This is a genomic window from Enterobacter cloacae complex sp. 2015409 (assembly GCF_041365315.1).
GTDB classification, from domain to species: Bacteria; Pseudomonadota; Gammaproteobacteria; order Enterobacterales; family Enterobacteriaceae; genus Enterobacter; species Enterobacter pseudoroggenkampii.
Genome location: NZ_JBFTVM010000001.1, coordinates 2332522 through 2346976, shown reverse-complemented (window position 1 = coordinate 2346976; position 14455 = coordinate 2332522). Strand labels below are relative to the sequence as shown.

The following is a 14455-nucleotide window of genomic DNA, read 5'->3' as shown; positions in this document are numbered from 1 at the left end:
CGAGCCCATAAAAATTTACTCTCCGTTTACTTTCCCCCATTCCCAACCCTCTTTCCCGCGCGTATAGTAGCGAAGTTTAAAAGCATTAACTTTTGTTGCATTACCGGGATGTAAAGTGAATACAACGCTGTTTCGATGGCCGGTTCGTGTCTATTACGAAGATACCGATGCCGGTGGTGTGGTTTACCACGCCAGCTACGTTGCTTTTTATGAACGGGCACGCACAGAGATGCTGCGCCATCATCACTTTAGTCAACAGGTACTGTTGGCTGAGCGAGTTGCCTTCGTGGTTCGCAAGATGACGCTTGAGTATTTTGCGCCTGCCAGACTCGACGATATGCTCGAAGTCCAAACTGAAATTACATCAATGCGCGGGACCTCACTGGTTTTCACGCAGCGGATAGTCAACGCAGAGAATACCGTACTGAACTCAGCTGAAGTACTGATTGTTTGTGTTGATCCAACCATAATGAAGCCTCGTGCGCTTCCTAAGTCTATTGTCGCGGAGTTTAAGCAGTGACTGACATGAATATCCTTGATTTGTTCCTGAAGGCAAGCCTTCTGGTTAAACTTATCATGTTGATTTTGATTGGTTTTTCAATCGCATCCTGGGCCATCATCATCCAGAGAACGCGTATCCTCAATGCCGCTGGCCGTGAAGCTGAAGCGTTTGAAGATAAGTTCTGGTCGGGTATTGAGCTTTCTCGTCTGTATCAGGAAAGCCAGGGACGCCGTGAAAACCTTACAGGCTCCGAGCAAATTTTTTATAGCGGTTTCAAAGAGTTTGCCCGTCTGCATCGTGCAAACAATCATGCGCCGGAAGCGGTGGTGGAAGGTGCCTCGCGTGCGATGCGCATCTCTATGAACCGCGAGCTGGAAAACCTTGAAACGCACATTCCATTCCTCGGTACTGTCGGTTCCATCAGCCCGTATATCGGCCTGTTTGGTACCGTGTGGGGGATCATGCACGCCTTTATCGCACTGGGCGCGGTGAAGCAGGCGACGTTGCAGATGGTTGCACCGGGTATCGCTGAAGCACTGATTGCGACCGCTATCGGTCTGTTTGCGGCAATTCCGGCGGTTATGGCTTACAACCGTCTGAATCAGCGTGTGAACAAACTGGAACTGAACTACGACAACTTTATGGAAGAGTTCACTGCGATTCTGCACCGTCAGGCGTTTACCAGCACCGAGAGCAACAAGGGGTAAACCATGGCCAGATCGCGTGGACGAGGTCGTCGCGAGCTCAAGTCCGAAATCAATATCGTTCCACTGCTGGACGTCCTGTTGGTACTGCTGCTGATCTTCATGGCGACAGCGCCAATCATTACCCAGAGCGTGGAAGTGGATCTGCCGGATGCGACAGAATCACAGGCGGTGAGCACCAATGACGATCCTCCGGTTATCATTGAGGTTTCCGGCGTAGGGCAATACAGCGTCGTGGTAGAGAAAGATCGTATGGATCAGCTGCCGCCTGAGCAGGTGATTGCTGAAGCGCAGCGTCGCCTGGAGTCAAATCCGAAAACGGTCTTCTTAATCGGTGGCGCGAAAGACGTACCCTACGATGAAATTATTAAAGCGCTGAACTTGCTACATAGTGCGGGTGTTAAGTCAGTTGGCTTAATGACCCAACCTATTTGATCATCCGCGTAGTTTTTGGGAACCGATAGTGTCAAAGGCAACCGAACAGAACGACAAGCTTAAGCGAGCGATAATCGTCTCCGCAGTGCTGCACGTTATTCTCTTTGCAGCGCTGATCTGGAGTTCGTTCGACGAGCATATTGATGCATCAGCCGGCGGCGGTGGAGGCTCTTCCATTGACGCCGTGATGGTGGATCCCGGTGCGGTAGTACAGAACTATAATCGCGAACAACAGCAGAAGGCGAGTGCCAAACGGGCTGAAGAGCAGCGTGAAAAACAGTCGCAACAGCAGGCGGAAGAGCTGCGTGAAAAGCAGGCCGCAGAGCAGGAACGTCTGAAGCAGCTTGAGAAAGAACGTTTGCAGGCGCAGGAAGCCGCAAAAGAGCAGGCGGAACAGCAGAAACAAGCCGAAGAGGCCGCGAAGAAAGCACAGGAACAGCAAAAGCAGGCGGAAGAGGCGGCAGCAAAAGCCGCAGCGGACGCGAAAGCACAGGCTGATGCCCAGGCAAAATTAGCGGCAGAAGCGGCGAAGAAAGCCGCTGCTGATGCTCAGAAGAAAGCTGAAGCAGAAGCCGCGAAGAAAGCTGCTGCTGATGCTCAGAAGAAAGCTGAAGCGGAAGCCGCGAAGAAAGCGGCTGCTGATGCTCAGAAGAAAGCCGAAGCGGAAGCCGCGAAGAAAGCCGCTGCTGATGCTCAGAAGAAAGCTGAAGCGGAAGCCGCGAAGAAAGCCGCTCAGGACGCAGAGAAGAAAGCTGCTGCCGAGGCCGCTAAGAAAGCGGCTGCTGCTGAGAAAGCGGCAGCAGAAAAAGCAGCTGCCGCGGAAAAAGCCGCTGCTGATAAAAAAGCTGCAGCTGAGAAGGCCGCTGCCGATAAGAAAGCCGCTGCTGAAAAAGCGGCTGCTAAAAAGGCTGCCGCCGCTGAAAAAGCTGCTGCTGCCGCAGGGGTTGACGATCTGCTGGGCGATTTGAGCTCCGGTAAGAATGCACCGAAAACGGGCGGTGGGGCGAAAGGAAACAACGCAGCGCCGACCGGAAGTGGTAACACTAAGAGTAACGGTGCGACCGGGGCTGAAATCAACGGTTATGCCGCGCAGATTAAATCCGCTATTGAAAGCCGATTCTATGATGCGTCTTCCTATACCGGTAAAACGTGTACGTTGCGTATAAAACTGGCTCCGGACGGCATGCTGCTGGATATCAAGTCGGAAGGTGGCGACCCGGCTTTATGTACTGCGGCCCTGGCTGCAGCGCGTCAGGCGAAGATGCCGAAACCGCCGTCTCAGGCAGTTTACGAAGTCTTCAAAAATGCGCCGCTGGACTTCAAACCTTAAGTTACATTTTCCCCGTGCAAACGGGGAAAAATAGACCAGGTTTAGTCACAGGGTTCGGGTAGTTTTGTCTATTTGAGTTTGTTAACATTCTGCTAAATTATCGTGGGTAAGGTTACCCGGATAAGGGAGATATGATGAAGCAGGCATTACGTGTAGCATTTGGTTTTTTAATGCTGTGGGCAGCAGTACTGCACGCAGAAGTACGTATCGAGATCACCCAGGGGGTGGACTCGGCACGCCCAATCGGTGTTGTTCCGTTCCAGTGGGCCGGTCCTGGCGCTGCACCTGAAGATGCCGGTGGCATAGTGGCGGCTGACCTGCGTAACAGCGGTAAATTCAACCCGTTAGATCGTTCTCGTCTGCCTCAGCAGCCGGGTAGCGCGCAGGAAGTACAGCCTGCAGCATGGTCTGCACTGGGTATTGATGCCGTGGTTGTGGGTCAGGTTACGCCTAACCCGGACGGCTCTTACAACGTGGCCTGGCAGCTGGTGGATACCGGCGGTGCACCGGGTACCGTTCTGGCTCAGAACTCTTACAAGGTCACTAAGCAGTACCTGCGCTACGCGGCTCACGCTGCCAGCGATGCGGTATTCGAAAAACTGACCGGCATTAAAGGTGCGTTCCGTACCCGTATTGCTTATGTGGTGCAGACCAACGGAGGTCAGTTCCCGTATGAGCTGCGCGTATCTGACTACGACGGCTACAACCAGTTCCTGGTGAAACGTTCTTCACAGCCGCTGATGTCTCCGGCCTGGTCTCCGGACGGTTCTAAACTGGCGTATGTCACCTTCGAAAGTGGCCGTTCAGCACTGGTTATCCAGACGCTGGCAAACGGTGCTGTTCGTCAGGTAGCATCTTTCCCACGTCACAACGGTGCGCCTTCGTTCTCTCCGGACGGTTCTAAACTGGCGTTTGCGCTGTCAAAAACCGGTAGCCTGAACCTGTACGTGATGGACATTGGCTCTGGCCAGATCCGTCAGGTGACCGACGGTCGCAGCAACAACACCGAACCTTCATGGTTCCCGGACAGTCAAAACCTGGCGTTTACCTCTGACCAGGCTGGCCGTCCACAAATCTACAAAGTCAACATCAACGGCGGTGCTCCGCAGCGTATTACCTGGGAAGGTTCGCAGAACCAGAACTCAGACGTGAGCAGCGACGGTAAATTTATGGTAATGGTGAGCTCCAACGGTGGGCAGCAGCACATTGCCAAACAAGATCTGGTAGCGGGTGGCGTTCAAGTTCTGTCGTCAACGTTCCTGGATGAAACGCCAAGTCTGGCACCTAACGGCACGATGGTAATCTACAGCTCTTCTCAGGGGATGGGATCTGTGCTGAATCTGGTTTCTACAGATGGGCGTTTCAAAGCGCGTATTCCGGCAACTGATGGACAGGTAAAATCTCCTGCCTGGTCGCCGTATCTGTAAATAATAATTAATTGATTACTAAAGGAATCATAGAAATGCAACTGAACAAAGTGCTGAAGGGGCTGATGATCGCTCTGCCTGTAATGGCAATCGCAGCGTGTTCTTCTAACAAGAACGCAAGCAATGACCAGAGCGGCGAAGGCATGATGGGTGCCGGCACCGGTATGGACGCGAACGGCAATGGCAACATGTCTTCTGAAGAGCAAGCGCGTCTTCAGATGCAGCAGCTGCAGCAGAACAACATCGTTTACTTCGATCTGGATAAATACGACATCCGTTCTGACTTCGCTGCGATGCTGGATGCGCACGCTAACTTCCTGCGTAGCAACCCATCTTACAAAGTCACCGTAGAAGGTCACGCGGACGAACGTGGTACTCCAGAGTACAACATCTCCCTGGGTGAACGTCGTGCTAACGCTGTTAAAATGTACCTGCAGGGTAAAGGCGTTTCTGCTGACCAGATCTCCATCGTTTCTTACGGTAAAGAAAAACCTGCAGTACTGGGTCACGACGAAGCGGCTTACTCCAAAAACCGTCGTGCCGTACTGGTTTACTAAGAGAATTGCATGAGCAGTAACTTCAGACATCATCTGTTGAGTCTGTCGTTACTGGTTGGAATAGCGGCCCCCTGGGCCGCTTTTGCTCAGGCACCAATCAGTAGTGTCGGCTCAGGCTCGGTAGAAGACCGGGTCACTCAACTCGAGCGTATTTCTAACGCTCACAGCCAGCTTTTAACCCAACTCCAGCAACAGCTCTCCGATAACCAGAATGATATTGACGCTCTCCGCGGTCAGATTCAGGAAAGCCAGTATCAGCTTAACCAGGTTGTGGAACGTCAGAAGCAGATTTTGCTGCAGATGGATAGCCTGAGCAGTGGTAGTGCAGCACAAGCACAGCCAGCCGCGGGCGATCAGAGCGGTGCAGCGACATCAGCTCCGGCTGCGGATGCTTCTGCTTCAACAGGTGCGCCTGTACAGAGCGGTGACGCGAATACGGACTACAACGCGGCCATTGCCCTGGTGCAGGATCAATCTCGTCAGGATGACGCGCTTGCTGCGTTTCAGAACTTTGTTAAGAAATACCCTGATTCTACTTATCAGCCAAATGCGAATTACTGGCTCGGTCAGCTGAATTACAACAAGGGTAAAAAGGACGATGCGGCGTTTTATTTTGCCTCCGTGGTAAAAAACTACCCGAAATCGCCAAAAGCGCCTGATGCGATGTACAAAGTGGGCGTCATCATGCAGGACAAAGGCGACACTGCGAAAGCCAAAGCGGTTTATCAGCAGGTGGTCTCTAAATTCCCGGGTACCGAAGGTGCTAAGCAGGCGCAAAAACGTCTGAATTCGATGGGATGATTATCGCATGACCAGAAATCGCGTTATTTCTGGTCGTGCAGCATGATTCGTAAGCAGTTAAGTGATCTTCATCGAAATTTTTGTTGCGCTGAATTCTTAAATCAGTAATATATGCCGCCGTTGCCACGGGATATCAAACAACGTGAAAACAGCGTAAAAGTGGGTCGTTAGCTCAGTTGGTAGAGCAGTTGACTTTTAATCAATTGGTCGCAGGTTCGAATCCTGCACGACCCACCACTTAACGCATACCGGCAGTACAGAGTGGGTGATTAGCTCAGTTGGTAGAGCATCTCCTTTACACGGAGGGGGTCGGCGGTTCGAGCCCGTCATCACCCACCACTCGGGTCGTTAGCTCAGTTGGTAGAGCAGTTGACTTTTAATCAATTGGTCGCAGGTTCGAATCCTGCACGACCCACCAATTTTAATATCTTACTCAGATATTAAACGTGAAGGATAACGTTGCTTTAGCAACGGCCCGAAGGGCGAGGCGAAGCCGAGTCATCCTGCACGACCCACCACTCTCCGGTGGTACCGAGTAAAAATCTTCGAAGTCAGCACCCGAATGGGTCGTTAGCTCAGTTGGTAGAGCAGTTGACTTTTAATCAATTGGTCGCAGGTTCGAATCCTGCACGACCCACCACTTCGAAGAAAAAAATCCCGCAAGGGGTCGTTAGCTCAGTTGGTAGAGCAGTTGACTTTTAATCAATTGGTCGCAGGTTCGAATCCTGCACGACCCACCAGTGTAGAAAGGCGCCCTAAAGGCGCCTTTTTGCTATCTGCGGTACAACAAATGCTCCGCCCATCTATTCCCGGTGACTTTTCAGTCCAGATTCGCTATCTTGTTTAGTATACAAAACACAATTGCCACGCGTTTTGCTATGTCAGGCAAAAGAAAGGCAATATTGTTAAGCCAGTAAAACGAGAAGCCATAATGAGTGTGATGTTTGATCCTGAAGCCGCAATCTATCCGTTTCCGCCAAAGCCTGTCCCGCTGAGCCAGGATGAAAAGCAATTCTACCGCGAGAAGATCAAACGTCTTCTTAAAGAGCGCGATGCGGTAATGGTGGCCCATTACTACACCGACCCGGAAATTCAGCAGCTGGCTGAAGAGACCGGAGGCTGCATTTCTGACTCACTGGAGATGGCACGCTTCGGTGCACGACACCCCGCTTCCACGCTACTGGTTGCTGGCGTGCGTTTTATGGGCGAAACGGCAAAGATCCTGAGCCCTGAAAAAACCATTCTGATGCCCACGCTTAACGCGGAGTGTTCGCTGGATCTGGGCTGTCCGATTGACGAATTCACGGCCTTCTGTGACGCCCACCCTGATCGGACCGTGGTGGTTTACGCCAACACCTCTGCGGCGGTAAAAGCGCGGGCCGACTGGGTAGTCACGTCGAGCATCGCCGTTGAGCTGATTGAACATCTGGACAGCCTGGGAGAGAAAATTATCTGGGCGCCAGATCGTCATCTTGGAAATTATGTCCAGAAGCAGACGGGGGCTGACGTTCTCTGCTGGCAGGGCGCCTGCATCGTGCATGATGAATTCAAAACCCAGGCGCTGGCGCGCATGAAGGCACTTTATCCTGACGCCGCCATTCTTGTTCACCCTGAGTCACCGCAGTCAATTGTCGACATGGCGGATGCCGTGGGCTCAACCAGCCAGCTTATCAACGCGGCCAGGACGTTGCCTCACAAGCAGCTCATCGTGGCGACCGATCGCGGTATCTTCTATAAGATGCAGCAGGCCGTGCCGGAGAAAGAGCTCCTTGAAGCGCCAACGGCGGGTGAGGGCGCAACGTGTCGCAGCTGTGCCCATTGCCCGTGGATGGCGATGAACGGCCTGAAGGCCATTGCCGAAGGGCTCGAGACAGGCGGTGCAGAACATGAAATCCATGTGGATGCCGCTCTGCGTGAAGGGGCGTTGATTCCGCTTAACCGCATGCTGGATTTTGCGGCTACACTACGTACTTAATTCAACACGCCGCGGAGAAAAGATGGATTTTTTTAGCACACATAACATTCTGGTTCATATACCGATTGGTGCAGGTGGCTATGACCTGTCATGGATTGAGGCCGTTGGCACACTGGCGGGATTACTCTGTATCTGGCTGGCAAGCCTGGAGAAGATCAGCAACTATGCGTTCGGGCTGATTAACGTCACGCTGTTTGCGATTATCTTCTTCCAGATCCAGCTTTACGCCAGCCTGCTTTTACAGCTGTTCTTCTTCGCCGCTAATATCTACGGCTGGTACGCGTGGTCGCGGCAGAACAGCCAGCAGGAGGCAGAGCTGCAGATCCGCTGGCTGCCCTTGCCGAAAGCCATCGCCTGGTTCGTCGCCTGCGTGGTGGCCATTGGCTTAATGACCGTCTACATCAACCCGGTGTTTGCGTTCCTGACCCGCGTCGCCGTTTCGGTCATGTCCGGTATCGGCCTGAACGTGACGATGCCAGAGCTGCAGCCGGATGCTTTCCCGTTCTGGGATTCCTGCATGATGGTGCTGTCGATTGCGGCGATGATCCTGATGACCCGTAAATACGTTGAGAACTGGCTGCTGTGGGTCATCATCAACGTGATCAGCGTGGCGATCTTCGCCCTGCAGGGCGTCTATGCGATGTCGCTGGAATATCTGCTGCTGACCTTCATTGCGCTTAACGGCAGCCGTATGTGGATTAACAGCGCGCGTGAGCGAGGCTCTCACGCGCTTTCCAGCTAGTGGTGATGATGATGTGAATGTCCGGACTGCGCCTCGTTAAGGTGGCAGTCCGGCCCGTTACAGGGCTGATACTCCATCTGGATGGTGGAGTGGCCAATTTCGTAGTGATGCTCAAGAAAATGCTGGATGCGTTCCAGCAGCGCATCGTGGTCGTGAGGCGGGATCACCTGGACGTGCAGCGTCATGACCGGTTTTTCCCCCACCAGCCAGACGTGCACATGATGAACATTGCGGACTTCCGGGACTGAACGGCGCAAGTTGCGCTTCAGCTCGTCGATATCCATGGATGCCGGTGCCCCTTCGAGCAGTTCATTCACGCTCTCCTTCAACAGCCGCCAGGCACTGCGTAAGACCAGACACGACACCAGCACGGACAGAATCGGATCGACAGGCGTCCAGCCGGTATAGAGGATCACCAGCGCGGCGACAATCGCCCCGACGGAACCGAGTAAATCCCCCAGAACATGCAGCGCTGCCGCGCGCACGTTGAGGTTCTTTTCTCCGCTGCCGCGGTGCAGAATCCAGAAGGCCAGGATATTCGCCAGCAGCCCTGCCACGGCAATCACCATCATGGTCGCTCCGGCGATCGGCTGAGGATGCCGGAAGCGCTGTACGGCCTCCCAGACGATAAGCACGGTAATGACCACCAGCGCAATGGCGTTAACAAACGCGGCCAGGGTGGTCAGCCTCAGCCAGCCGAATGTGTGGCGCGCATTCGGTGGACGACGCGCGAACTGCACCGCCAGCAGGGCGAAGAGCAGGGCGGCGGCATCGGTCAGCATATGTCCGGCATCGGCCAGAAGCGCCAGAGAGCCGGAAACCAGGCCGCCAATGACCTCGATAACCATAAACGTTGCCGTGACGCCAAAGGCCAGCATCAGTCGTTTAGCGTTGTCGTTGCCGGGAGAATGCGAGTGGGAATGGGAGTGCGCCATGTCTGCTTTCCTGAAGTGTTATTGTTTTTAGTGTAGCGTTTTTAATAGGTTACTCCAAAAAGAAAGGAGAGCCTGGGCTCTCCTTTTTTTGACGGTTCATAACAAATTACTGGGTGGTGCCATCAGTTTTGGTATTGGCGTCGTTACCCACTTTGTCGTCAGGGTTCGGGCATTTGCCGTCCTTACACATCGAGTTCTTATGAACCTCATCCGAACTCATATTGTCATGATTCATGGTACCGGAACCGCTGCCGTTGGGATGCAGCATCGTGCCGCCGGTGTTGGTGTTCCCGGTATTGATCTGGTTGTTGTCGACATTATTCGGGGCGATATTCTGTTTCGCATCTGGGGCGGGCTGGCCTGCTGCCGCAGCCGCATTTGCATCCCCGTTGCTGTCTGATGTGCCTGTTTCCGCGGCCAGGACGCTGCCGCTGGCCAGAGTGAGTGTGGCGGTCAGGAAGAGGGTTGCCAGTTTTGTCATTTTCATCATGGTGCTCCTGTTCTTGTCGTTACGCTGGATAACATTCTCCAACAGTGCATCTTTTTCAGAGGCGAAAGATTCCGCCTTACGGACTTACGTTAGTAGGGAATCGCGTTTAAGCGTGTAAAATTGGTTGTTACAGTTAAAAAGCTTAGGTTAGATCTCATTTTTCGCTATTTTGTGGCGATTTTTAGGCGAATTCCAGGAATTATCTGCGTGAAGTGTAAAACCGTGTTTACACTTCCTGGTCGACAAGATAGATTGAAAGGATTGCTTTCATTACTAAAGATATGGCAGAGCTGGAAAGAAAATGAATTATCAGAACGACGATTTACGCATCAAAGAGATCAATGAGTTATTACCTCCTGTAGCGCTCCTTGAGAAATTCCCCGCCACTGAAAATGCCGCAAACACGGTTTCTCATGCACGTAAAGCGATCCATAAGATCCTGAAAGGTAATGACGATCGTCTTCTGGTGGTGATTGGCCCGTGCTCCATTCACGATCCTGCAGCCGCGAAAGAATACGCTGCCCGTCTGCTCACCCTGCGTGAAGAGCTGAAGGACGAGCTGGAAATCGTCATGCGCGTCTACTTTGAAAAACCGCGCACCACCGTGGGCTGGAAAGGGCTGATTAACGACCCGCACATGGACAACAGCTTCCAGATCAACGACGGTCTGCGCATTGCGCGCAAGCTGCTGCTGGAGATCAACGACAGCGGCCTGCCTGCGGCCGGTGAATTCCTGGACATGATTACGCCACAATACCTGGCAGACCTGATGAGCTGGGGCGCAATTGGTGCCCGTACCACTGAATCTCAGGTGCACCGCGAGCTGGCGTCCGGTCTCTCTTGTCCGGTGGGCTTCAAAAACGGCACTGACGGTACCATCAAGGTCGCCATTGACGCTATCAATGCTGCAGGTGCACCGCACTGCTTCCTGTCGGTGACCAAATGGGGTCATTCCGCCATCGTTAACACCAGCGGTAACGGCGACTGCCATATCATTCTGCGCGGCGGCAAAGAGCCGAACTACAGCGCAAAACACGTGGCAGAAGTGAAGGTCGGGCTGGAAAAAGCCGGGCTGCCACCGCAGGTGATGATCGATTTCAGCCACGCCAACTCCAGCAAGCAGTTTAAAAAGCAGATGGAAGTGGGCGCAGACGTCTGTCAGCAGATTGCCGGCGGTGAGAAGGCGGTGATTGGGGTGATGATCGAAAGCCATCTGGTTGAAGGTAACCAGAACCTGGAAGGCAGCGAGCCGCTGGTGTATGGCAAAAGCGTGACCGATGCCTGCATCGGCTGGGACGATACCGATACCATCCTGCGTCAGCTGGCGAATGCGGTAAAAGCGCGTCGCGGCTGAATTATCAGGCACAAATAAAAAAGCGCGGAAGGCTCCGCGCTTTTTTTATGTCTGGCGAAAATTACTTCGCTTTACCCTGGTTCGCGACAGCCGCTGCTTTCGCAGCGATCTCTTCCGCGTTACCCAGATAGTAGTGTTTGATTGGCTTGAAGTTTTCGTCGAACTCATACACCAGCGGTACGCCAGTTGGGATGTTCAGTTCGAGGATTTCGTCTTCACCCATGTTGTCCAGGTATTTCACCAGCGCGCGCAGGGAGTTACCGTGAGCCGCGATGATCACGCGCTCGCCGCTTTTCAGGCGTGGCAGAATGGTTTCGTTCCAGTAAGGCACAACGCGGTCGATGGTCAGCGCCAGGCTCTCGGTGGTTGGCAGCTCAGCGTCGGTCAGCTTCGCGTAACGCGGGTCGTGGCCCGGGTAACGCTCGTCATCTTTGGTCAGCTCTGGCGGGGTGATTGCGAAGCCGCGACGCCACTGTTTAACCTGCTCGTCGCCATATTTCTCAGCGGTTTCCGCTTTGTTCAGGCCCTGCAGCGCACCGTAGTGACGTTCGTTCAGTTTCCAGGACTTCTCAACCGGCAGCCAGGCCTGATCCAGTTCGTCCAGCACGTTCCACAGGGTGTGGATGGCACGTTTCAGCACAGAGGTGTAAGCAAAATCAAAGCTGAAGCCTTCTTCCTTCAGCAGTTTACCTGCTGCTTTTGCTTCGCTTACGCCTTTCTCAGACAGATCAACGTCGTACCAACCGGTAAAGCGGTTTTCGTTGTTCCACTGGCTTTCGCCGTGACGCACCAGGACCAGCTTAGTTATAGCCATCTCTTACTCCTCAAGCATTTTTAGAATGATAACAATTCTCATTATATTGCCGTGGCCGTGCCACCAGCAACGCTTAACCCTAACCATAGCGAAAATAGTCTCTGAGTGTAAGATGCTTGTGAATCCAGGGTTATGATTTTGTCTGCGATCGGCGCTATTTTCAGCAAGGCGCGCAGAAAAAAGCCCTCCGATGGGAGGGCTGGAAATCAATGCGGAATAAAATGATACTCTGTGACGCTAACGTACTCTTCACCCGGGCGCAGCACGCAGTCCGGCTGGGGCCATTCCGGATGGTTCGGGCTGTCCGGCAGGAACTCGCTCTCCAGCGCCAGGCCTTGCCAGTCGCTATACTCTTCGTGTTCGCGCGCCGTCGTGCCGCCGAGATAGTTACCTGAGTAGAACTGCAGGGCAGGGGCAGTGGTATACACCGTCATCTGCAGCTTCTCATCCGCAGACCACACCTGCGCGGCAGGTTGTTTCACATCACCTTTGGCCTGTAGCAGGAATGCGTGGTCGTAGCCTTTCACCTTGCGCTGATCGTCATCGCTCAGGAAATCCTGGGCGATCGTTTTCGCGCTGCGGAAGTCAAAGCTGGTGCCGCTCACGTCTTTGAGGCCCTGATGCGGAATGCCCATCTCGTCAACCGGCAGCCAGGCATCCGCCAGGATCTGCAGCCTGTGGTTACGCACGTCGCACTGGTTACCGTCCAGATTAAAGTACGCGTGATTGGTCAGGTTGACCGGACACGGCTTGTCGACCGTCGCACGGTATTCAATGGCGATACGGTTGTCGTCGGTCAGCGTAAAGCGCGCGGACGCGATAAGGTTCCCCGGGAAGCCCTGATCGCCGTCAGGCGAATCCAGCGAGAACAGCACTTCCCCGTCGTTTTGACGAACAATCTTCCAGCGGCGTTTATCAAACCCGTCCGGTCCGCCGTGCAGCTGGTTCTCACCCTGGCTTGGAAGCAGGGCGTACTGGACGCCGTCGAGCTCAAAACGGCTCTTCGCGATGCGGTTAGCATAGCGCCCAACGGACGCGCCCAGATAGGCGGACTGATTGACGTACTGCTCAGGCGAGGCGCAGCCCAGCAGAGTCTCGCGCACGCTGCCGTCCGGCATTGGTACGCGGGCAGAAAGAAGGGTTGCACCCCAGTCCATCACCGTAACGACCATCCCCGCGCTGTTGCGCAGGGTTAACAGGCGATACGGCAGACCATCCGGTGCAAGAGTAGGTGTTTCGTTTAGCACTGTCCGGCTCCTTGTGATGCTTTGCAAACATAGAAGGTTTCTTTGATGCCTGTTTTTGCTTCGTACTGCTTCGCCACGGCATCCTCTATGGCAGGGACCAGCTCTTCAGGCACCAGCGCAACGACGCAGCCGCCAAAACCGCCGCCCGTCATGCGCACGCCACCTTTGTCGCCGATGGTGGCTTTGACGATGTCCACAAGGGTGTCGATCTGTGGAACGGTGATTTCAAAATCATCGCGCATGGAGGCGTGAGATTCCGCCATCAGCTCACCCATACGTTTCAGGTCACCTTTCGCCAGCGCGGAGGCGGCTTCAACGGTACGGGCATTTTCCGTCAGCACGTGACGAACGCGCCTGGCAACGACCGGATCCAGCTCGTGCGCCACTTTGTTAAATTCATTGAGCGTTACGTCGCGCAGGGCGGGCTGCTGGAAGAAGCGGGCACCGGTTTCGCACTGTTGGCGGCGGGTGTTGTACTCGCTGCCCACCAGCGTGCGCTTAAAGTTGCTGTTGATGATTACCACAGCCGCGCCTTTTGGCAGGGGAACGGCTTTAGTGCCCAGCGAGCGGCAGTCGATCAGCAGCGCGTGTTCTTTTTTGCCCAGCGCGGAGATCAGCTGGTCCATAATGCCGCAGTTACAGCCCACGAACTGGTTTTCCGCTTCCTGACCATTCAGGGCGATTTGCGCGCCATCCAGCGGTAAATGATAAAGCTGCTGGAACACGGTACCCACCGCGACTTCCAGAGACGCAGAGGAGCTTAAGCCCGCGCCCTGCGGCACGTTGCCGCTGATCACTAAATCTGCGCCGCCAAAGTTTTTGTTACGCTTCTGTAGATGCTTCACCACGCCGCGCACGTAGTTTGACCACTGCTGGCTGTCGTGCGTCACGATTGGGGCATCGAGGGAAAACGCGTCCGTCTCATTACCGTAATCCGCTGCAATCACGCGAACCTGGCGGTCGTCGCGCTTCGCACAGCTGATCACCGTCTGGTAATCGATGGCGCACGGCAGGACGAAACCGTCGTTATAGTCGGTGTGTTCACCAATCAGGTTGACGCGGCCAGGGGCCTGGATAACGTGGGTGGCAGGGTAGCCAAATTTTTCAGCAAACAGGGATTGTGTTTTATCTTTCAGACTCAT

At 54.1% G+C, this 14455-nt stretch carries 15 protein-coding genes and 5 tRNA genes; 15 read left to right on the top strand and 5 right to left on the bottom strand.

The window, feature by feature from the left end; translation table 11 throughout:
* The first annotated feature begins 115 nt into the window (after positions 1–115).
* The 14 genes from ybgC (at position 116) to pnuC (ending at position 8473) form a co-directional block, all read left to right on the top strand.
* Positions 116–520 (top strand): tol-pal system-associated acyl-CoA thioesterase, encoded by a 405-nt coding sequence (gene ybgC, locus ACDO57_RS11485; protein WP_003858593.1) that lies wholly within the window; start codon positions 116–118, stop codon positions 518–520.
* A complete protein-coding gene (gene tolQ / locus ACDO57_RS11480) occupies positions 517–1209 on the top strand; it encodes a Tol-Pal system protein TolQ (protein ID WP_008501101.1) in 693 nt (230 codons plus the stop codon). The genes ybgC and tolQ overlap by 4 nt, the downstream gene beginning before the upstream one ends.
* 3 nt (positions 1210–1212) lie before the next feature.
* Positions 1213–1641, top strand: a complete 429-nt coding sequence (gene tolR / locus ACDO57_RS11475) for a colicin uptake protein TolR (RefSeq protein ID WP_003858589.1) — start codon at positions 1213–1215, stop codon at positions 1639–1641.
* A 28-nt stretch (positions 1642–1669) separates the two neighbouring features.
* Positions 1670–2971 (top strand): cell envelope integrity protein TolA, encoded by a 1302-nt coding sequence (tolA, locus tag ACDO57_RS11470; protein WP_048990051.1) that lies wholly within the window; start codon positions 1670–1672, stop codon positions 2969–2971.
* Positions 2972–3105: 134 nt separating this feature from the next.
* Complete coding sequence (gene tolB, locus ACDO57_RS11465; RefSeq protein ID WP_032649508.1) at positions 3106–4398, top strand: Tol-Pal system beta propeller repeat protein TolB; 1293 nt, start codon at positions 3106–3108, stop codon at positions 4396–4398.
* A gap of 35 nt (positions 4399–4433) precedes the next feature.
* A complete protein-coding gene (gene pal / locus ACDO57_RS11460) occupies positions 4434–4955 on the top strand; it encodes a peptidoglycan-associated lipoprotein Pal (protein ID WP_003858578.1) in 522 nt (173 codons plus the stop codon).
* 9 nt (positions 4956–4964) lie between these two features.
* Positions 4965–5756, top strand: a complete 792-nt coding sequence (gene cpoB, locus ACDO57_RS11455; protein WP_024908792.1) for a cell division protein CpoB — start codon at positions 4965–4967, stop codon at positions 5754–5756.
* Between the two features lie 161 nt (positions 5757–5917).
* Positions 5918–5993 (top strand) — tRNA-Lys (locus ACDO57_RS11450).
* A 26-nt stretch (positions 5994–6019) separates the two neighbouring features.
* Positions 6020–6095, top strand: a tRNA-Val gene (locus ACDO57_RS11445).
* A gap of 3 nt (positions 6096–6098) precedes the next feature.
* Positions 6099–6174, top strand: a tRNA-Lys gene (locus ACDO57_RS11440).
* Positions 6175–6320: 146 nt separating this feature from the next.
* A tRNA-Lys gene (locus tag ACDO57_RS11435) sits at positions 6321–6396 on the top strand.
* 24 nt (positions 6397–6420) lie between these two features.
* Positions 6421–6496, top strand: a tRNA-Lys gene (locus ACDO57_RS11430).
* 191 nt (positions 6497–6687) lie between these two features.
* Positions 6688–7731 carry a quinolinate synthase NadA gene (gene nadA / locus ACDO57_RS11425; protein WP_370883988.1) on the top strand — a complete coding sequence of 348 codons (1044 nt, stop codon included), beginning with the start codon at positions 6688–6690 and terminating at the stop codon, positions 7729–7731.
* 22 nt (positions 7732–7753) lie between these two features.
* Positions 7754–8473: a nicotinamide riboside transporter PnuC gene (gene pnuC / locus ACDO57_RS11420; RefSeq protein ID WP_024908791.1), complete on the top strand. Its 720-nt coding sequence runs from the start codon at positions 7754–7756 to the stop codon at positions 8471–8473.
* On the opposite strand, the gene zitB is transcribed toward pnuC, so the two are convergent.
* Together zitB and ACDO57_RS11410 are read right to left on the bottom strand one after the other, a co-directional pair.
* On the bottom strand, positions 8470–9408 hold the full coding sequence (zitB, locus tag ACDO57_RS11415; RefSeq protein WP_024908790.1) for a CDF family zinc transporter ZitB: 939 nt from the start codon (positions 9406–9408) through the stop codon (positions 8470–8472). The genes pnuC and zitB overlap by 4 nt on opposite strands.
* Positions 9409–9514: 106 nt before the next feature.
* Positions 9515–9895: a protein YbgS gene (locus tag ACDO57_RS11410; RefSeq protein WP_370884128.1), complete on the bottom strand. Its 381-nt coding sequence runs from the start codon at positions 9893–9895 to the stop codon at positions 9515–9517.
* Between the two features lie 304 nt (positions 9896–10199).
* Here ACDO57_RS11410 and aroG point away from each other — a divergent pair, with 304 nt between their 5' ends.
* Positions 10200–11252 (top strand): 3-deoxy-7-phosphoheptulonate synthase AroG, encoded by a 1053-nt coding sequence (gene aroG, locus ACDO57_RS11405; protein ID WP_024908788.1) that lies wholly within the window; start codon positions 10200–10202, stop codon positions 11250–11252.
* A gap of 61 nt (positions 11253–11313) precedes the next feature.
* Here aroG and gpmA read toward each other — a convergent pair whose 3' ends face one another.
* The 3 genes from gpmA to galK form a co-directional block, all read right to left on the bottom strand.
* Complete coding sequence (gene gpmA / locus ACDO57_RS11400) at positions 11314–12066, bottom strand: 2,3-diphosphoglycerate-dependent phosphoglycerate mutase (RefSeq protein ID WP_023310804.1); 753 nt, start codon at positions 12064–12066, stop codon at positions 11314–11316.
* Between the two features lie 206 nt (positions 12067–12272).
* Positions 12273–13313 carry a galactose-1-epimerase gene (galM, locus tag ACDO57_RS11395; protein WP_048992120.1) on the bottom strand — a complete coding sequence of 347 codons (1041 nt, stop codon included), beginning with the start codon at positions 13311–13313 and terminating at the stop codon, positions 12273–12275.
* Positions 13307–14455 (bottom strand): galactokinase, encoded by a 1149-nt coding sequence (gene galK, locus ACDO57_RS11390; protein ID WP_048992118.1) that lies wholly within the window; start codon positions 14453–14455, stop codon positions 13307–13309. Before galK ends, galM begins: the two co-directional genes overlap by 7 nt.